Raw genomic sequence first — 18,257 nt, forward strand, 5'->3', positions numbered from 1 at the left:
GCTATGTGTGCGCAAAACCGTTCAGGCAAACACATGCGCCTTGCCCGACACGGTCAGCCGAACGATCTCGCCGATCGCCGGCGCGTCCATGCCCGGCTTGCGCAGGATCAACGGCGTGTTGCCGATGGCGGCGGCGTCGGGCGGATCGGGGCTGTTCAACAGACGCACCGCGATGGTGCACATCGAGCCGGCGAACTCCGATTCCGTCACCTCGCCGAACAGCATGTCCGGCGTGCCGGACATGCCTTCACGCGATGTGCGTTTCAGCAACACCTGCTCCGGCCGCAGCATGATGCGGGCGACGTCGCGCCGCTCCGAGCTGTCGACGGCGATGCGGCCGAGCGGCGAGATAGCGAAGCCATCGGCGATCCTGGCCGGCAGGACGAGGGCGCCGCCGAGGAACTCTGCGATCATCCTGTCCTTCGGCTTGAAATAGAGCTCGCGCGGCGTGCCGACCTGCGAGAAGTTGCCGTCGCGCATCACCGCGACCTGGCTGGCGAATGACAGCGCCTCGGCCTGGTCGTGGGTGACCAGGATGGTGGTGATGCCGGCGGTTTCAAGGAGCTCGGCCACGGCCTTGCGCATCGAGGCGCGCAGGCCGGTGTCGAGCGCCGAGAACGGCTCGTCGAGCAGCATCAGCCGCGGCTTCATGGCCATGGCGCGGGCGAGCGCGACGCGCTGCTGCTGGCCACCGGAGAGTTCGTGCGGGCGGCGCTTCAGGATTCCTTTGTCCAGTCCGACGACATAGGCGAGCTCAGCTATGCGCTCGCTCCGCTTTTCCTCGTGACGGCCCATACCGAACCCGATATTCGCGGCGATGCTCAGATGCGGGAATAGAGCGCCGTCCTGCGCCACCAGCCCGATGCCGCGGCGATGCGCCGGCACTGCCGTGTCGCCATCGGCCAGCACCTCGCCATCGAGCACGATGCGGCCCTGGTCCGGCGCCTCGAAGCCGGCGATCAGCCGCAGCAAGGTGGTCTTGCCGCAACCGGATGGCCCGACGATCGCCGTACGGCTGCCGCTGGCCACGCTGAGGTCGACGCCGGCAAGTGCTGCCACCGGGCCGTAGTGCTTGTGGATGCCGCTCAGCTCGAGAAAGCTCATCGCCCGGCCATCCGCTTCGACTGGACATAGAGCAGCCAGGTCAAGGGCAGCGACATCGCCACCATGATCAGGGCATAAGGCGCCGCCGACGCATAGTCGATCTCGCCGCTATAGGACCAGAACGCCATCGCCAGCGTGCGGGTGCCGTTGGGCGCCAGCATCTGGGTTGCGGTCAATTCGTTCATGATGCCCAGCGCGACCAATGCCATGCCGGCCGCGGCGCCCGGCGCCGACAGGCGGATCGTCGTCGACCACAGCGCCTTGAGCGGCGACCGGCCGAGGCTGGAGGCGGCGCGTTCGAGCTCAACCGGCGCCTGTGCGATCGACGCCCTGAGGCTAATCAGGGCGCGCGGCAGGAACATCAGCGCATAGGCGACCAGGATGGTGAACAGGGTCTGGTAGAGCGGCATGGCGATACGCACGGCGATGGTGACCAGCGCCAGGGCGATGACGACGCCAGGCAACGCGCCGACGATATAGTTGCAGCCCTCCAGGACGCGTTGCAGCCGCCCCGGCGCGCGGATCGAAATCCATGCCATCGGCATTGCCGCGACGGTGGCGAGCAGCGCGCCGGCAATCGCCAGGAACAGCGTCTGGCCAAGCGCCAGGCCGATCTCGTCGAGCCGCCAGACGTCGGCGCCGCCGGCCATGAGCCAGCGGCCGATAGTGGCGAACGGCACGCCGAGCGCCAGCAGCGTGGTAACAGCGGGCAGCAGCAGGCAAGGAATGGTGGCGCGCCCAAGGCTCGTGCGCTGCTGGTGGCGCGCAGCACCCGAGCCGACGCGGGCATAGCGCTCCTCGCCGCGCACCAGCACCTCCAGCCCGAGCAGCACGAAGCAGCAGGTCACCAGCACGCCGGCCAGCATGTTGGCGGCGGGACCGTTGAAGGTCGACTGAAACTGGTCGACGATCGCGGTGGTGAAGGTGTCGAAGCGGATGAAGACATAGAGCCCGTATTCGGCCAGGAGATGCAGGCCGACCAGCAGGGAGCCGCCGCAAATGGCGAGCCGGAGCTGCGGCAGCACGACACGCCTGAACACGCGCCAGGGGCCAAGCCCGAGCGCTGCCGCTGCATCCTCGAGAGCCGGATCGAGCCGGCGCAAGGCTGCCGCCACCGGCAGATAAAGGAAGGGGAAATAGGCGATGACGGACACAAGCACGCCGGCCCACAGGCCGTGCAGTCTGGGCACCATGGTGATCCAGGCGTAACTGTGGACGAAGGCGGGAATGGCGAGCGGCGCCACCGACAGCCAGGCCCATAAGCGGGCACCCGGCAGATCGCTGCGCTCGGTCAGCCAGGCCAGCGCCACCGACAGCACGATCGAGATCGGTACCGCCAGCACCACCAGCAGGCTGGTGTTGACTAGAAGCTCGCCGACGCGCGGCCTGAACACCAGCGCCGCCACGGTTTCCCAGCCGGTCTGCATCGCCACCCAGACGATGAAGGCAAGCGGCAGCAGCGCAAACAGCGAGACAAAGACGGCAGCCAGCGCAATCCATGAGACCGACCAACGACGTGCCCGCACGGCCGTGGTGTCGGCCGGCAAGCCTGAAGGTGCGAGATCGATCGCCGACTGCATCAGATCAGACGTTGTGCCGTTTCCGCCCGAAGGCGGAAGCGATCAGGCCAATGCGGCGAGCAGCTTGTGGTCATGGACAGATGCCATCTTGAAAACAGAGCGCTCCCGCGGAAAGCGAATTCCCACAGGAGCGCAGTCGGTTGCCCTTTTAGGACGAACGCCGGCTAAAGCAAGCCGGCCGCCGTCATCAGGTCGGTCACCTTTTTCGAGTTCAGCGCCGTCGCGTCGACTTTCGGCGCCTGCAGATCGGCCAGCGGCACCAGCTTCGGATTGGACTCGGCGCCCTTGCCGACTGCGTATTCGAACGAATCGCCGGTTTTCAGCACGTCCTGGCCGCCCTTGCCGGTGACCCATTTCAGGAAAGCCTGCCCTTCCTTCGGGTGCTTGCTCGAGGCCAGCACACCACCGCCGGAAACCGAGACAAAAGCACCGGGGTCCTGGTGCTTGAAATAGTGCAACTCGACGTTCTTGCTGTTCTCGCCGGTCTTGGCCTGATCGCCGTAGTAGTAGTAGTGATAGATCACGCCGCCTTCGACCTCGCCGGCATTGACCGCCTTCATCACGGTGCTGTTGCCCTTATAGGCGGTAAAATTCTCCTTCATCGCCTTCAGCCATTCGGCCGTCGCTGCCTCACCCTTGAGCTGCAAAAGCGCGCTGACGATCGCCTGGAAATCGGCGCCGGAGGGCGAAGCGGCCCAACGGCCCTTCCAGCTCGGATTGGCGAGATCGAGCAGCGATTTGGGCAGTTGGTCGGCGGTCAGCTTGGTTTTGTTGTAGGCAAAGACGGTGCTGCGCGCGGCAACGCCGACCCATTTGCCGCTCGCCGGCTGGTACTCCTGCGGAACCTGGGCCAGCGTCTCGGCGTCGACCGGCGCGAACAGGCCGGCCGCCTCGACCAGCGCCATGGCCGGCGAATTCTCCGTCAGGAACACATCGGCGGGCGAAGCGGTGCCTTCCGCAACGATCTGATTGGAGAAATCGCTGTCGCCGCCATTGCGAACGGTGACCTTGATGCCGGTTTCCTTGGTGAATCCCTCCGCCCAGGCCTTGGTCAGGTTTTCGTGCTGGGCGTTGTAGACGACGATGCCCTCGTCCTCTGCTATTGCCGGGCCGGCGATCAGGCTGATTGCAAGTGCTGTCGCACCGGCAAGGGCGGAAAGAGCATATTTCATAGCGTCGTCCTCGATTTCGATGGTCTTTGGTTTGGCACGCTGCACCTATCAATACCTGACTGGTGCAGTCAACATTGCTGGCCCACTCAATTGCTCAAAAGGAGCAAACTTTCGTGATGCTCAGCTAATTTGCCTTGGACATTATTTCGCCGGCCCCGTAACAAATCAGCGCCGAGACGCGAATATCGGGGAGTGAACTCTTGTGAGCGGCAAGGACGAAGCCGAGCTTTCACGGCTGCTGCGGGCCGCGATCGCCGGAGACGAAAGGGCCTATGCCGACTTTCTGCACCGGATCGCCGCGCTCGTTCGTGGCTTTGCGCGGCGCAAGATTGTGCAGGGCGGGGTGGATCCCGAGGATGTCGTGCAGGAAACCTTGCTGGCCATTCATGTGAAACGACACACCTGGCGCCGTGATGCGCCGGTGCTGCCTTGGGTCTATGCAATAGCCCGCTTCAAGCTGATCGATGCGTTCCGGCGGCGCGGCCGGCGGATCGAGGTCGAGATCGACGAAATCGCCGAGACCTTTGCCGAGCCGGAATCGGAGACGGTGAGCGAGCGCGACGTCAACCGGGCGCTCGACAGCCTGTCGCCGGCACAGCGTTCCGTCGTCTCGGCCGTATCGGTCGAAGGCCGGTCAATCGGTGAGACCGCGGCCAAATTCGGCATCAGCGAGACGGCTGTGCGGGTGTCACTGCACCGCGGGCTTGCCGCCATTGCCAAACGGTTCAGGGCGGGGCGGGAATAGCATGAGGACCGAAGATCTCGTCAAAGCGCTCGACGCCGATGCCCGCAGCAAGGCGCTGCCGCTGGGCGCCGCCTGGTGGCTTGCCGCCGGCGCGGCCATCGTGATCGCGGCCGCGGTTTTCTGGCTGACGATCGGCCCGCGCCCCGACATTGCGATCGCCATGCACACGATGCGGTTCCTGTCCAAATTCGTCTTCACGATCGCTCTTGCCGCCAGCGCCTTTGTCCTGGTGCGTGCGCTGTCGACGCCCGGTGCATCGACCGGCCGGGCGGCAAGCTGGATGATCGCCGCGCCGCTGCTGGTGATTGTGGCCGTGATTCTCGAACTCCTCGTCGTGCCTGCGTCCGACTGGGGCACACGTCTGGTCGGGACGAACATGGTCATCTGCCTGACCTTCATTCCGTTGATCGGCATCGGCCCACTTGCCGTCTTTCTCGCGGTGCTGCGTCATGGCGCGCCGACACGGCCAGTGCTTGCCGGAGCGGCCGCGGGCCTGCTTGCCGGCGGGCTGGCGGCGACCTTCTATGCGGCGCATTGCTTCGACGATTCGCCGCTTTTTGTCGGCACCTGGTATACGATCGCGATCGCCATCCTTGGCGTGTTGGGGGCGCTCGGCGGACGGCTTTTCGTGCGCTGGTAGCGATAGGGATCAGCGCGTCGGAACGGGATGCTCGCCGCGATAGTCGTAGAAGCCGCGCCCGGTCTTGCGGCCGAGCCAGCCGGCCTCGACATATTTGACCAGCAGCGGGCAGGGGCGGTATTTCGAATCCGACAGCCCATCATGCAGCACCTGCATGATCGACAGGCAGGTATCGAGCCCGATGAAATCGGCAAGCTGCAGCGGCCCCATCGGATGGTTGGCGCCGAGCTTCATGGCGGTATCGATGGCGTCGACCGAGCCGACACCTTCATAGAGCGTGTAGATCGCCTCGTTGATCATCGGCAGCAGGATGCGGTTGACGATGAACGCCGGGAAATCCTCCGAGACGGTGATCGTCTTGTCGAGCTGCTTTACATAGGTTTTTGCCGCCTCGAAGGTCTGGTCCTCGGTGGCGATGCCGCGCACCAGCTCGACCAGCTTCATCACCGGAACGGGATTCATGAAATGTATGCCGATGAAGCGTTCAGGGCGGTCGGTCTGCGAAGCCAGCCGCGTGATCGAGATCGATGACGTGTTTGTCGCCAGGATAGCCTCGGGGTTGAGCTGCGGGCAGAGCTGGGCATAGATCTTGCGCTTGACCGTCTCGTCCTCTGTCGCAGCTTCGATCACCAGGTCGGCGCCCGCAAGGTCGGCCATGGCCGGTGCCGCCGAAATGCGCGCCATCGCCTCATTGCGCAGCTTTTCCTCGAGTTTGCCGGAGCCGACCTGACGGGCCATGTTGCCGCTGACGGTAGCGATGCCCTTTTCGATGCGGTCGGGCGAAATATCGTAAACCAGCACCTTATAGCCCGCCAACGCCGACACGTGGGCGATGCCGCCACCCATCTGGCCCGCGCCGATGATGCCGATCGTCTCGATCTTGCTCATTACCCGATCCCGTCGAGGCCTTTGCGGCCCGTTTTTTGTGCAGTGCAAACTAAAAGGGCGGGGCGACTTCGTCTACCCCACCCCTCAGAATTTAATACGCTTTGGCAGAAGGCGTCAAAGCGCCTTTTGCAGTTCCGGCAGAATGACGAAGAGGTCACCGACAAGGCCGTAGTCGGCGACCTGGAAGATCGGCGCTTCCTCGTCCTTGTTGATGGCAACGATCACCTTCGAATCCTTCATGCCGGCAAGGTGCTGGATGGCACCGGAGATGCCGACGGCAATATAAAGGTCGGGCGCTACCACCTTGCCGGTCTGGCCGACCTGCCAGTCGTTCGGCGCATAGCCGGCATCGACGGCGGCGCGAGATGCGCCAACCGCCGCACCGAGCTTGTCGGCGACCGGCAGGATGACCTCCTGGAACTTCTCGGAGGAGCCCAGCGCACGGCCGCCCGAGATGATGATCCTGGCCGAGGTCAGCTCTGGACGGTCGGTCTCAGAGAGCTTGTTCTCGACAAAGCTCGACAGGCCGGGATTGGCCGCCGCCTGGACCGTCTCGACCGGCGCGGAACCGCCTTCGGGTGCTGCCTGGAAGGAAGCAGTGCGCACCGTGATGACCTTCTTGGCGTCACTCGACTGCACCGTCTGGATGGCGTTGCCGGCATAGATCGGCCGCTTGAAGGTGTCGGGCGACACGACTTCGATGATTTCCGATATCTGGGCGACATCGAGCAGCGCCGCCACGCGGGGCGCGACGTTCTTGCCCGACGAGGTCGCCGGCGCGACGATCGTCTCGTATGGCTCAGCAAGCGAAACGACGAGTGCCGCCAGCGGTTCGGCGAGACGCTCGGTCAGTTCGTCGGCTTCGGCGAGCAACACCTTGCTCACGCCCTTGAGCTTGGCGGCGGCATCCGCTGCCGGCTTGGCACCTTTGCCGGCAACCAGCACATGCACGTCCGAACCGATCTGCAGCGCCGCCGAAAGCGCCTTGGCGGTCTGGTCGGAAAGCGCAGCGTTTTCGTGTTCGGCAATCAGAAGAATTGTCATCTCTTTATTCCTTGATCCACTTCAGTGGCGACGTTCGAATTCATGTCAGGCCGAGTCGAAAACGGTTGGGTTCGAGAACCGGAGCGGAGCGTACTTCAGTACGTGAGCACCGGAAGCGGAGAACCCTGCCGTTTGCAGGCCGGCATCACATGAATTCCTACAGCACGCCGGCTTCGTTCTTCAGCTTGTCTACCAGTTCGGCGACGCTCTTGACCTTGACGCCCGCCTTGCGGCCGCCCGGCTCCTCGGTCTTGATCACCCTCAGCCGCGGCTTGACGTCGGCGCCGTAGTCGGCAGGGCTCTTCTCGTCAAGCGGCTTCTTCTTGGCCTTCATAATGTTGGGCAGCGACGCGTAGCGTGGCTGGTTCAGCCGCAAATCGGCCGTGACGATTGCCGGCATCTTCAGTTCCAGCGTCTGCAGGCCGCCATCGACCTCGCGCGTCACCGTGGCCTTGTCACCGTCGAGCACGACCTTGGAGGCGAAGGTGCCCTGCGCCCAGCCGAGAAGTGCGGCCAGCATCTGGCCGGTCTGGTTGGAATCATCGTCGATCGCCTGCTTGCCGAGAATGACCAGGCCGGGCTGTTCTGCCTCTACGACGCCCTTCAGCACCTTGGCGACGCCCAGCGGCTCGGTCTGCTCGTCGGTCTTGACCAGGATGGCGCGGTCGGCGCCCATGGCGAGCGCGGTGCGCAAGGTCTCCTGTGCCTGCTGCGGCCCGATCGACACGACGATGATCTCTTCGGCCTTGCCAGCCTCCTTCAGCCGGATCGCCTCTTCCACCGCGATCTCGTCGAACGGGTTCATCGCCATCTTGACGTTGGCGAGTTCCACCGCCGAACCGTCCGCCTTCACCCGGACCTTGACGTTCGCATCCACAACCCGCTTCACGGGCACAAGGATCTTCATTTGCCTGTCACCTCTTTCACGATAGTCTCTTCACGCTCGTCGGGCGCGCTATAGCAGCGTGCACCTCTTCAGAGTTGTCGAAAGCCGACATTCCGGACGGAATTCTGGTCTTCGCCACGCCAGTAGGGTGGCGCTTCCGTAGTTGCGGCGACCCCGCGCGTCAATATCCGGGCGCACTCGGATCCTCAGCGAAGCACTCAAATCGGTTCAGTCCGGACCGGAAACGCTCCCCCGGCCCCATCGCGGCGCCGGCTGCGCAGGCTGTGGGTCGCTTGGCGCCGGCTCCACGGCTACAGGCACCTGGCCGGCAACCACCACAGTCTCTTCATCCGCAGCGGCGAGCAGCGGCACGCCGCGGCTGCGCAAGACAAGCACCAGCACGGCTCCGGCGATGATGCCGCCGATATGGCAGGCCCAGGAAACCTGATCCTCGCCACCCTGCGCGAACATGAAGATTTGGAACAGGATCCACAGGATGAGCGGGATGAAGGCCGGGATGCGCAACGGGATGCGGGCGAAGACCAGCACCCATACCTTCACCCGCGGATAAAGGATCAGATAGGCGGCGACCACACCGGCGATGGCGCCCGACGCGCCGATCAGTGGCACTTGCGAATCCCAGGCCACCAAGCCCTGGAAGAAAGCGCCGGCAATGGCGCAAAGCAGGTAGAAGACGAGATAACGGACATGGCCGAGCGCATCCTCGACATTGTCGCCGAACACCCACAGAAACAGCATGTTGCCGCCGAGGTGGAAGATATCCGCGTGCAGGAAGGAATAGGTCAGATAGCTCAGGCTCTCCGGAATGACGACAAATTGCGGAGCGAGCTCGACGCTGTCATGCACAACAGACGGGATGAAGCCGAGGCCCAGTACCGCGGCGTTAGCGAAGTCCTCCCCGCCAAGCGTTGTGACAAAGTAGATCAACACGTTTAGCGCGATCAGGCTGATCGTCACATATTGCTGCTTGATGTGCCGCAGCCGGTTGGTGTCGTAAAGCGGGATGAACATCGGGCCTCTCCCGCTTCCGGCGGATTCAGCGGTTCTTGCCGGGAACCCATAGCACGTCGGCATTTCCATTGTCATTGACCGCGCGTGCGGCGACGAACAGAAAGTCCGAGACACGGTTGATGTATTTTATCGCCTCGCGGTTGACGTGCTCGTCTGGATCCTGCGACAGCGCCACCATGATGCGCTCGGCGCGGCGGGCCACCGTACGGGCGAGGTGAAGGGCAGCCGCTGCCGGCGTACCGCCATTGAGCACGAAGGATTTGAGCGGCTCAAGGTCCTTGTTGAGGAGGTCGATGTCCTGTTCGATGCGGTCGGTCTGCGAGGCGATGATGCGCAACGGCTCGTAGTCGAGCGGCTTGCCATTATCGGGGACTGCCAGATCGGCGCCGAGATCGAAAAGGTCGTTCTGGATGCGGCCGAGCATCGCATCGATCGCCGGATTTACTGCCACTGTATGAATGCGGGCCATGCCGATGCAGGCATTGGCCTCGTCGACGGTGCCGTAGGCCTCGATGCGAAGGTCGGATTTCAGCCGCCGCTCACCAGAGCCGAGGCCGGTGGTGCCATCGTCGCCAGTGCGGGTGTAGATCTTGTTGAGCTTGACCACGGGTTACCTCCCGGCTGGTGGCTGCTGCGTCACTTACGGGTGAAATACACCGCCAGCATGATCAGCACCAAGGCCACGAACTGCAACAGCACGCGCGTCTGCATCAGCTTGTTGGAGGTCATGCTGGAGCCGCCGCGCATCATGTTGATGAGGCCGCGGATCAGCACGATCACCACGGCGACCATGACGAGAACGGCGAGGATGTTGAAGACGGTTGCCATGGTGTGTCCCAGTTGAATTGCGTTCAGGCGCGTTTGGCGAGCAGACGGTAGAGTACCGATGACGGCACGATCCGTTTAAGGATCGCGCCGATCCTGGCCGGCACCGTTACCACATAATGCGGGCGCGGGCGCCGCGACAGAAGCGCATGGCGCAAGGCGGCATAAACCACCTCCGGCCCGGGCTTCAGCCGCGATGTGCTGCCGCCGGCCCGCAGCCGTTTGAGTTGCGCCGCATAGGCGAGGCGATGAACGGAATTCTCATGGTCGATATTTGCCAGGAACCATGCAAGGCTGTTGCTGGCGATCTTCGATTTCACCGGCCCCGGCTCGATCAGCGAAACATGGATGCCGCTGCCGAGGAGCTCTTGATAGAGGGACAGCATCAGCCCTTCGATAGCGTGCTTCGATGCCGAGTAGGCGCCGCGAAAAGGCACCGGCGCGAGGCCGAGGATCGATGAGCAATGAACGAGACGGCCATGGCCCTGGCGGCGCATCACCGGTACGACGCGGCGAGTGAGATCATGCCAGCCAAAGACATTGGCCTCGAACTGCTGCCGTAAGGCCTTGACCGGCAGGTCCTCGACGGCGCCGGGTTGTCCGTAGGCGCCGTTGTTGAAGAGCGCATCGAGCCGGCCGCTGGTCCGTTCCAGCACCGACGCCACCAGCGCCTCGATCGATCCGGGCTCGGTGTAGTCCAGATAAAAGGCCTCGATGCCGTCGGCCTCTAGCGCGGCGATATCCTCGGACTTTCGGGCCGTTGCGAACACCCGCCAGCCTTCCGCCTGCAGCGCTCGGGCGCAATAGGCGCCTATACCGGAAGAGGCGCCTGTGACAATGATGGAGCGCAACTCTTCTCCGGGAGGACTGGTGGTTTGACCTAGGGTTGTCATTTACCGCAAACCCTTCCCATATTCGCGGCGTCGGGACAATCGAAGGGAACGCGGTTCTTGTTGCGGAAGATCGTAGCCCTCAAACGCGTGCTCTACGACGCGCTCGGCCATTTCAATACCGACGACGGCTGGGCAATGGCCAGCCATCTGGCGATCACCGCGCTTATGGCGCTTTTTCCTTTCCTGATCTTCGCCACGACGCTGGCGAGTTTTTTCGGCGCGCAGGCTTTCGCCGACACCGCCGTGCACCTTGTGTTCGACACATGGCCCGAGCAGATCGCCAAACCGATCGCGCGCGAAGTGCTCAACGTGCTTACCGTCCGGCGCAGCGACCTGTTGACCTACGGTATCGTGCTTGCCGGATACTTTGCCTCGAACGGCATCGAGGCGCTGCGCACCTCCCTCAACCGCGCCTATCGTGTCTCGGAAACGCGCGGCATCATCTACCGGCGAGTGCAGAGCATCATCTTCGTGCTGATCGCGACGGCCGGGTTTTTGGCGATCAGCGTGCTGCTGGTCTTCGCGCCATTGCTGGCACGGCTGGCCGAGTCGCATTTCGAATGGATAAAACCCTATATGGGCACGATCACGCTGTGGCGTTACGTCATCGCCTCGGTCGTCATCATCGGCGGCCTGTTCGCCGTGCATTTCTGGTTGCCGGCCGGCAAGCGCCGCTTCGTTTCGATCGTGCCTGGCATCATCTTCACGCTGGTCGGCTGGCTCATCGGATCGACCATCTTCGCCGCCTATCTCGATCATTTCTCGTCCTATGTGACGACCTATGCCGGCCTCGCCTCGATCATGATCGCCGTCGTCTTTCTCTATATCGTCTCGGCGATCTTCATCCTCGGTGGCGAGCTCAACGCCGCGATCAGCCGCTATTTAGAGGCGCGTGCCCGCGTCGGCGGCTGAGCCGTCGCCAGCCCGACGCCGAGCGTCGCGATCGCCATTCCGGCGATCTGGAGCGGGCTCAATTGCTCACCAAACAATGCCCAGGCGATGACCGCGGTGACGGCCGGCACGAGGTAAAACAGCGAGGCGACCTTCGACATCTCGCCGTCGCGGATCATCACCATCAACAGGAAGATGGCGCCGATCGACAGTACCAGCACGAGCCAGGCCATGGCGAAGATCAACTCGCCGTTGACGACGACCGTCCGCGTCTCGAAGGCGAGCGAGGCCAGAGCCATCACCGATGCGCCGCCGACATATTGCCAGAACGTGGCAGCCACCAGATCGCCGCCGGAGGCGAAACGCTTCTGCCAGATCGTGCCGGCGCTCATGCCGAGTACGGAGACCAGCGAGGCGCCCAGTGTTTCGGCCGTCACGCCGCCGCCGAGCGCGCCGAGCTTCGGCCAGAGCACGATTACCACGCCGATCAACCCGAGGCCGAGACCGGCCCAGTGGCGCGGCAGGATGGCCTCGCCCAGAAGCCGGCCGGCGAGCACTGCCGTGATCAGCGGCTGCAACCCGACGATCAAGGCTGAAAGCCCGGCGGGCATGCCCCTGTGGATTGCCCAGAACACGCCGCCGAGATAGATGCCATGCATCAGGATGCCGGCACCGGTCGCGTGCAGCGCCTCATCGCGGGTGGCGCGGCTCGAACCAGGTGCGGCCATCAAAGCGACAAGCAGGATTGCGGCCAGGACAAAGCGCGCGGCCAGGAACGTAAAGGGCTCCGCCCACGGCATGGCATAGCGCGCGCCGATGAAGCCGGTCGCCCACAGGATGACGAAAGAGGCGGGGATGAACCGCTTGAGGCTGTGCATTTTCCGGAGGCCGCGATGAAATTCGGGGATCGACTGCGGCGACTGCTTAATGCCGTTCGGGCCGGCAAGCAAAACCAAACGGTTGATCCATAGAGTCATTCGAATTGAAGGAGCGCCGTTGATGGCCGTCAGCTCACCGATCTAGTCTAGAGACCGACCAGCCGCTTGACATCGGCAGGCGATGCGCCCGCCTTACGCTGGGCGGCAAGGCCGGTATCGCCAAGGCTCTTCGACAGTTTTCGTCCATCCGGGCCGAGGATCAGGCGATGGTGAAAATAGGCCGGCTGCGGCAGGCCAAGCAGTTGCTGAAGCAGCCGCTGCACGCTGGTCGCGGAATAAAGGTCCTGGCCGCGCACGACATGGCTGACGCCCTGCAGCGCGTCGTCCGTGGTGACGGCGAGATGATAGCTGGTCGGGATTTCGCGACGCGCCACGATCACGTCGCCCCAATCCTGCGGACGGGCTTCGACACGACGCGTCGCGGAGAGCGTCTCGTCCGTGTATTCGGCCCATGACAGGTCCTCGCCGGCGCGCGCCATTGCAGCATCGACGTCCAGCCGCCAGGCAAATGGCACATTTTCGGCGATGCGCCGCTTGCGTTCGCTCGCCGTCAACGCCTTGTCGGCGGCAGGATAGAGCGGCACGCCGTCCGGGTCGCGCGGCCAGTCGCGACCACGCCTCTCGCTGTCGGCGATGAAGGCGCGGATCTCACTTCTGCTCATGAAGGCCGGGTAGACAAGCTCTTCCTTGATCAACCGCTCGAGCATAGCGCGATATTCGGCAAAGTGCTCGGACTGGCGGCGCACCGGTTCTTCCCAGCCAAGCTCCAGCCATTTCAGGTCGCGAAAAATGCCCGCCTCGAATTCCGGCGTGCAGCGCGTCGTGTCGATATCCTCGATGCGCAGCAGCAGGCGTCCGCCCGTGGCCTTTGCCATTTTCTGGTTGAGCAGGCCCGAATAGGCATGGCCGAGATGCAGTTCGCCGTTCGGGCTCGGCGCGAAGCGGAATGTCAGCAGTGTCATTGTCCGGCGGCAATCGGGTTGTGCGGCGCTTTCGCCAATTGCTACTTTGCGCCGGCAACGTCGCGCGTCCAGAGGGACGCGTGACGAAGCGTGCGGTACTTTTGATTTTGGAACAAGCAGACATGCAACGCATCGCCAGTCTCGACGACATTGCGCAAGGGCTGGATAGGCTATGCCTACTCGACCCACGCCTGGAACAAGTGCGCGGCATGGCCGGCGAGGTGCCGCTCAGGCTGTCGGAGCCGGGGTTCAGGAGCCTTGCCTCGATCGTCGTTTCACAACAAGTGTCCCGCCCGAGCGCCGATGCCATCTTCGGCCGGCTGACGAAACTGCTCGATCCGCTGACGCCGCAGGCGATCCTTGCCGCCGATGAGGCGATCTTTCGCGAGGCCGGGCTTTCGCGGCCCAAGCAGCGCGGCCTGATTGCCGTCGCCCAGGCGGTGGCCGACGGGCTCGACCTCGATCACCTCTGCCAGCTCGATGCAAGCGAGGCGATCGCCGCCATGACCAAGGTGCCGGGCATCGGCTCGTGGACGGCTGAAGTCTACCTTTTGTTTGCCGCCGGACACCCGGATATCTTTCCGGCCCGCGACGTTGCTTTGCAGAGCGCGGTCGGCCATGCGCTCGGCATCGACCCGCGTCCGCCGGAGAAAATGCTGATCCGGCTTGCCGAATCATGGAGCCCGTGGCGCGGTGTCGCATCGCGGCTTTTCTGGGCTTATTATCGCGAATTGAAGGGCAGGGATGCCGCGCCTCCGGCCTGAATCCGCAAAAAAGCATTGAAATCATGCGTTTTTGAGACCCGGCATGATCGACAATCCGCTTCACATCCCTGTCATGTCGGGCTTACAGTATCCGCGTCGACCGGTTCTAGGGTGAAGGAGGTCAACGACGTGACGGTTGCCGTATCTCCGGATGGGCTTCCAGCGCTGGTGCTGAATGCGGATTACCGTCCGCTCAGCTATTACCCCCTGTCGCTCTGGTCCTGGCAGGATGCCATCAAGGCGGTGTTCCTCGAGAGGGTGAACATCGTCGCCGAATACGAACACGCCGTCTCTTCACCGACCTTTTCGATGAAGCTGCCGAGCGTCGTCAGCCTGAAGGCTTACGTGAAGCCGTCGAGGCATCCGGCGTTTACCCGTTTCAACGTCTTCCTGCGTGACCGTTTCCAGTGCCAATATTGCGGCACGCCGGACGATCTAACGTTCGACCATGTCATTCCTCGCCATCGCGGCGGCGCCACGACCTGGGAGAATGTCGTCGCTGCCTGCTCGCCCTGCAATCTGAGGAAGGGCGGCATGATGCCGGCCCACGCCAAGATGTGGCCGCTGCAGAAGCCCTATCAGCCGACGGTGCATGATTTGCATAATAACGGCCGGCTGTTCCCGCCCAACCATCTGCACGAAAGCTGGATGGATTATCTATACTGGGATGTCGAACTCGAACCTTGAGATCATCCGACAATTCGGGAGGCTGGCCGTCTGAAGCGATTTTCTGCGCTTCCGATGCTCACGGACCAATGTCCGCTCCGCTTCGGTTCTCGACAATCACTTCATACGACTCAGCCTGCCGAATTCTTGAATGATCTTGCGTCCGCCCATAGGGCGAACCGCTCAATCGCGGGCGAAGGCGCTGCGGAACGCTACGACTGCCAGGACAAAGCTGGCGATGGCGTTCCAGCCGGCCAAGGACAGGCCGAGGATGCGGAGCGCCGCCTTGTCGCAGGAGGGCGGGACGAATTTGTCGAGCGCGTCGAGCACGCCCTTGCCGCCGGTGTCCACCGGCCCGGCGGCTGCGGTGCAATCGGTCGGGCCCGGCCACCACGCCCATTCGACGCCGGAGTGATAAACGCCGAGATAGACGCCGTAGAGCATCAGCAGGCCGCCAATGGCCAGCAGGCCACGGCTTATCCAGGCTGGCGCCTGAAGAGCTGACGCAAGCACCGCCAGCAGCATCAAGGGCACGCCGACGTAGTAAGGCGCGCGCTGCTCGAGGCAGAGCTTGCAGGGGATGTAGCCGCCGAGATACTGGAAGGCCAGCGCCGAGCCGACCGTGGCGGCCATGGCGACAGCGAGAAACAGGGCGGTGCGCAGCCGCTGGCGTCCGGTATCGGGGTTCACGGTCGCTGTCATCGGACTCAGTCCATTCGGTTCGAAGCCGTTCAGACGGCGTATTTGACGACGATATAGAGCAAAATCAGGGCAGCGGCGGCGGCGCCCGCTATCTGGCCAAGGCGCTTTTCGATGAAGTGGCGGATCGGCTCGCCATAGCGGCGCAAGAGCCACGCGAGAAACAGGAAGCGGGCTCCGCGGGCAACAATTGCCAGCACGATGAAAAGCAGCAAAGGAACGCCGATGACGCCGGACAGGATCGTCACCACCTTGATCGGCGGCAGATGGGCGAGGCCGGAGGTGACCAGCATCAGGATGATGAAGCCGACACCCGACGAGACGCGCATCGCCTCGAACTCGTCGTATTTGCCATAAAATTCGAGGATCGGCCGCGCCACCGCGTCATAGGCGTAATGGCCGATGAACCAGCCGGCGATGCCGCCCAGCACCGAGGCGACGGTGGCGACCAGCGCGTAACGGTAAGCGCGATCCGGCCGCGACAGCGCCATCGGCAGATAGAGCACATCGGCCGGCACCAGGAACACTGAGCTCTCGACGAAGGCGATGAAGGCCAGCCACCATTCGGCGGATTTGCTCGCCGCCAGCGACAAGGTCCAGTCGTAAAGTCCGCGAAGCATCGGCACTCCTAATGCACGCCCAAACCAGAAGCGGTCTTGGGATCACGACATGGCACAAACAAGACTTGGAAGCGCCCCGTATCAACCTCGTCGGACAGGGTGCGCTTCAATGACATGCGCCGCCTGTCTAGAAAGATTTTCCGCGCTGCACAATGGCAGCTGCTTCACGAAATCGAAAGGCTGCGCTTGGGCGAGACCGGATCTCGGGAATTGGCCGTTGACGAACAGGCCTCCAACCGTATAGTCCGCGCCCATCCAGGCCGCCCGGCCTGAGCCCCTATGGCGGAATTGGTAGACGCGCTCGACTCAAAATCGAGTTCCGCAAGGAGTGCTGGTTCGATCCCGGCTAGGGGCACCATTTCTAAATTCCCACGCCACTTCTTATTGAACCCAATGGCGTGGTTGGACCATTCAACGACGAGCTCGACTGAATGGTTGTATCTTGCCTGCTGCCGTAAGCCGCTAGAGTTCCCCTGAACGGTGCCCGACTAGCCCCAGGCGCAATCTGGCGTCCTTTCCTCACCACACGCAATCAGGCGTGCTGCGGCATGCGTCGCCAATCTCCGCGGCAATAGCGCCACGCAGTGGAGCGCAACACCACTGCTGTTGAACGCAACTTCCCCGGTTTCACCAGCGGATCACGATGACTTTCTCGGTCCCGTTGGCGAGTTCGACAGCTTCGGTGCCATCCGGTTTGCGGCTTTGGATTCTGGCGCTCCCTACAGCGTCAACGCCAACAACGTTGACTGCGAAGGCTTCATCGATTTCGGCGGCACAGACCAAGGTGTCCGGCGGCAGGTCCTTTACTTGATCCAACAACTCGCGAAGCTTCATGGTCGAATCTCCTTGGCGATAGCAGGAATGAGGAACAGCACGCTTTCGCCGCACATTCGGAACCATGTCCCTTCAGAAAGGTTCCCGATGTCAACCCGCGGCAGGGTCGAGTCGTGATTGCCAAACGGCAAAACGAGTCCGAAGTTCCGGGCACGGACTTTTGCTTGGACGTTATCCCAGGACAGTCCTCTGGGATAACGTCTTTGAGGCACGGCTGCCCTTCCTGGCAAGCTCGGATCGTAGCCTGAGCTATCACATCGGCCCCGGCACCATCTTGGTCGGCTGCTCCGGCATCGGGAACGCATAATTGTCGCATTTCACGTCCGGGTTCGTCGGGCTGAACATTCCGAGCGGGTTCTCCTTGAACAGCCAGGCGTGAAGGTCGTAGTGGTGGAACTCCTTCGGGATGAGCGGATAATGCCCCTCCATAGGCCCCATGAATGTCTGGCCGAAAAGCTTCGGCGGCTCCTTGGTGTCCGGCGTCAAGGGCACGAGCCATTCCACACCGACCAGGCGCAATTCGCCGCCGACCGGCTCGTAGATCAGCACATTGGGACGCGTCGGATCCGCGGTCGGGCCGACAGTCGTGACATTGACGAAATGGATGCCCATCGCGCCCTTCGGGTAGTCCATCGCCCCTTCCACCTTTTCTCCGCTGTAGAAGACGCATCCAACCGTCGATAGATAAAGCTCGCGAATGGCAACCTTGTAGTCTTCATACCTGGACAGCGATTTACGCAGGGTATCGATCTCGGCCTTGTCGGGTTCGGCGGCCCGAGGAGTGGCGGCGTTCAGACACGCGCCAACGAGACCTGCCAAGGCGACGATCCCGAGACGCCTGAGGTGAGTTGTTTTCGTCATGCATTCCTCCCAGATTTTTTCTTCTGGCCGTGCAAGACCGAGGCGGCAGTGATGCTGGACGCGCGGCCGAATTTGATCGCCTCATCCCGGTTGGGACTGCGTCGATGCTAATCCTTTCCGCTGATCGGGAGAATTAACCCTGACGACCTAGGCCCGAGCGGGCCGATGGTGCGAAGACGGACGGCCGGGCCGGGTCCGCTTTGGACCGATGCA

The 18,257-nt window shown here is 63.1% G+C and carries 21 protein-coding genes and 1 tRNA gene; 6 read left to right on the plus strand and 16 right to left on the minus strand.

What is annotated here, in order from left to right:
- Window positions 1–21: 21 nt before the first annotated feature.
- The 3 genes from NKJ40_RS20315 to NKJ40_RS20325 form a co-directional block, all read right to left on the minus strand.
- Window positions 22–1,104, minus strand: a complete 1,083-nt coding sequence (locus NKJ40_RS20315; protein WP_352467569.1) for an ABC transporter ATP-binding protein — start codon at window positions 1,102–1,104, stop codon at window positions 22–24.
- Window positions 1,101–2,684: an ABC transporter permease gene (locus NKJ40_RS20320; protein WP_352467570.1), complete on the minus strand. Its 1,584-nt coding sequence runs from the start codon at window positions 2,682–2,684 to the stop codon at window positions 1,101–1,103. Before NKJ40_RS20320 ends, NKJ40_RS20315 begins: the two co-directional genes overlap by 4 nt.
- A gap of 164 nt (window positions 2,685–2,848) precedes the next feature.
- Window positions 2,849–3,856, minus strand: a complete 1,008-nt coding sequence (locus NKJ40_RS20325) for an iron ABC transporter substrate-binding protein (RefSeq protein WP_352467571.1) — start codon at window positions 3,854–3,856, stop codon at window positions 2,849–2,851.
- Between the two features lie 202 nt (window positions 3,857–4,058).
- Here NKJ40_RS20325 and NKJ40_RS20330 point away from each other — a divergent pair, with 202 nt between their 5' ends.
- Together NKJ40_RS20330 and NKJ40_RS20335 are read left to right on the plus strand one after the other, a co-directional pair.
- Window positions 4,059–4,601: a sigma-70 family RNA polymerase sigma factor gene (locus NKJ40_RS20330; RefSeq protein WP_352467572.1), complete on the plus strand. Its 543-nt coding sequence runs from the start codon at window positions 4,059–4,061 to the stop codon at window positions 4,599–4,601.
- Window position 4,602: 1 nt separating this feature from the next.
- Window positions 4,603–5,241 carry an NrsF family protein gene (locus NKJ40_RS20335; RefSeq protein WP_352467573.1) on the plus strand — a complete coding sequence of 213 codons (639 nt, stop codon included), beginning with the start codon at window positions 4,603–4,605 and terminating at the stop codon, window positions 5,239–5,241.
- A gap of 9 nt (window positions 5,242–5,250) precedes the next feature.
- Here the strand turns inward: NKJ40_RS20335 and NKJ40_RS20340 are convergent, their stop codons facing one another.
- The 7 genes from NKJ40_RS20340 to NKJ40_RS20370 all read right to left on the minus strand — a co-directional run bounded on the left by NKJ40_RS20340 (window position 5,251) and on the right by NKJ40_RS20370 (window position 10,809).
- Window positions 5,251–6,129, minus strand: coding sequence for a 3-hydroxybutyryl-CoA dehydrogenase (locus NKJ40_RS20340; RefSeq protein WP_023721073.1), 879 nt, complete (start codon window positions 6,127–6,129; stop codon window positions 5,251–5,253).
- A gap of 114 nt (window positions 6,130–6,243) precedes the next feature.
- On the minus strand, window positions 6,244–7,173 hold the full coding sequence (locus NKJ40_RS20345) for an electron transfer flavoprotein subunit alpha/FixB family protein (RefSeq protein ID WP_352467574.1): 930 nt from the start codon (window positions 7,171–7,173) through the stop codon (window positions 6,244–6,246).
- A gap of 157 nt (window positions 7,174–7,330) precedes the next feature.
- Window positions 7,331–8,080 carry an electron transfer flavoprotein subunit beta/FixA family protein gene (locus tag NKJ40_RS20350; RefSeq protein WP_352467575.1) on the minus strand — a complete coding sequence of 250 codons (750 nt, stop codon included), beginning with the start codon at window positions 8,078–8,080 and terminating at the stop codon, window positions 7,331–7,333.
- Window positions 8,081–8,287: 207 nt separating this feature from the next.
- Entirely contained in the window at window positions 8,288–9,091 is an 804-nt protein-coding gene (locus NKJ40_RS20355; protein ID WP_352467576.1) for a rhomboid family intramembrane serine protease, read from the minus strand.
- 25 nt (window positions 9,092–9,116) lie between these two features.
- On the minus strand, window positions 9,117–9,698 hold the full coding sequence (locus tag NKJ40_RS20360) for a cob(I)yrinic acid a,c-diamide adenosyltransferase (protein ID WP_352467577.1): 582 nt from the start codon (window positions 9,696–9,698) through the stop codon (window positions 9,117–9,119).
- 29 nt (window positions 9,699–9,727) lie between these two features.
- Window positions 9,728–9,919 (minus strand): twin transmembrane helix small protein, encoded by a 192-nt coding sequence (locus NKJ40_RS20365; RefSeq protein WP_023677950.1) that lies wholly within the window; start codon window positions 9,917–9,919, stop codon window positions 9,728–9,730.
- Window positions 9,920–9,942: 23 nt separating this feature from the next.
- Window positions 9,943–10,809: an SDR family oxidoreductase gene (locus NKJ40_RS20370; protein WP_352467578.1), complete on the minus strand. Its 867-nt coding sequence runs from the start codon at window positions 10,807–10,809 to the stop codon at window positions 9,943–9,945.
- Between the two features lie 57 nt (window positions 10,810–10,866).
- On the opposite strand from NKJ40_RS20370, the gene NKJ40_RS20375 reads away from it, so the two are divergent.
- On the plus strand, window positions 10,867–11,721 hold the full coding sequence (locus tag NKJ40_RS20375) for a YihY/virulence factor BrkB family protein (RefSeq protein ID WP_292656768.1): 855 nt from the start codon (window positions 10,867–10,869) through the stop codon (window positions 11,719–11,721).
- Here NKJ40_RS20375 and NKJ40_RS20380 read toward each other — a convergent pair.
- Window positions 11,688–12,578: a DMT family transporter gene (locus NKJ40_RS20380; protein WP_352467618.1), complete on the minus strand. Its 891-nt coding sequence runs from the start codon at window positions 12,576–12,578 to the stop codon at window positions 11,688–11,690. The two genes, NKJ40_RS20375 and NKJ40_RS20380, sit on opposite strands and share 34 nt — an antisense overlap.
- 146 nt (window positions 12,579–12,724) lie before the next feature.
- On the minus strand, window positions 12,725–13,600 hold the full coding sequence (gluQRS, locus tag NKJ40_RS20385) for a tRNA glutamyl-Q(34) synthetase GluQRS (RefSeq protein ID WP_352467579.1): 876 nt from the start codon (window positions 13,598–13,600) through the stop codon (window positions 12,725–12,727).
- Between the two features lie 122 nt (window positions 13,601–13,722).
- On the opposite strand from gluQRS, the gene NKJ40_RS20390 reads away from it, so the two are divergent.
- Together NKJ40_RS20390 and NKJ40_RS20395 are read left to right on the plus strand one after the other, a co-directional pair.
- Complete coding sequence (locus NKJ40_RS20390) at window positions 13,723–14,364, plus strand: DNA-3-methyladenine glycosylase family protein (protein ID WP_352467580.1); 642 nt, start codon at window positions 13,723–13,725, stop codon at window positions 14,362–14,364.
- 129 nt (window positions 14,365–14,493) lie between these two features.
- Window positions 14,494–15,051 carry an HNH endonuclease gene (locus NKJ40_RS20395; protein ID WP_023677956.1) on the plus strand — a complete coding sequence of 186 codons (558 nt, stop codon included), beginning with the start codon at window positions 14,494–14,496 and terminating at the stop codon, window positions 15,049–15,051.
- Window positions 15,052–15,213: 162 nt separating this feature from the next.
- Here NKJ40_RS20395 and NKJ40_RS20400 read toward each other — a convergent pair whose 3' ends face one another.
- Together NKJ40_RS20400 and NKJ40_RS20405 are read right to left on the minus strand one after the other, a co-directional pair.
- Complete coding sequence (locus NKJ40_RS20400; RefSeq protein WP_352467581.1) at window positions 15,214–15,732, minus strand: disulfide bond formation protein B; 519 nt, start codon at window positions 15,730–15,732, stop codon at window positions 15,214–15,216.
- Window positions 15,733–15,761: 29 nt separating this feature from the next.
- Window positions 15,762–16,349: a YqaA family protein gene (locus NKJ40_RS20405; RefSeq protein WP_023677958.1), complete on the minus strand. Its 588-nt coding sequence runs from the start codon at window positions 16,347–16,349 to the stop codon at window positions 15,762–15,764.
- A gap of 273 nt (window positions 16,350–16,622) precedes the next feature.
- Between NKJ40_RS20405 and NKJ40_RS20410 the strand changes: the two genes are divergently transcribed.
- A tRNA-Leu gene (locus NKJ40_RS20410) sits at window positions 16,623–16,707 on the plus strand.
- A gap of 269 nt (window positions 16,708–16,976) precedes the next feature.
- Here the strand turns inward: NKJ40_RS20410 and NKJ40_RS20415 are convergent.
- Both NKJ40_RS20415 and NKJ40_RS20420 read right to left on the minus strand, forming a co-directional pair.
- Window positions 16,977–17,183, minus strand: a complete 207-nt coding sequence (locus NKJ40_RS20415) for a sugar phosphorylase (RefSeq protein WP_352467582.1) — start codon at window positions 17,181–17,183, stop codon at window positions 16,977–16,979.
- A 252-nt stretch (window positions 17,184–17,435) separates the two neighbouring features.
- Window positions 17,436–18,044, minus strand: a complete 609-nt coding sequence (locus tag NKJ40_RS20420; protein WP_352467583.1) for a hypothetical protein — start codon at window positions 18,042–18,044, stop codon at window positions 17,436–17,438.
- Window positions 18,045–18,257 lie beyond the last annotated feature (213 nt).

This window comes from Mesorhizobium sp. M0119 (assembly GCF_040322615.1).
Classification (GTDB): domain Bacteria; phylum Pseudomonadota; class Alphaproteobacteria; order Rhizobiales; family Rhizobiaceae; genus Mesorhizobium.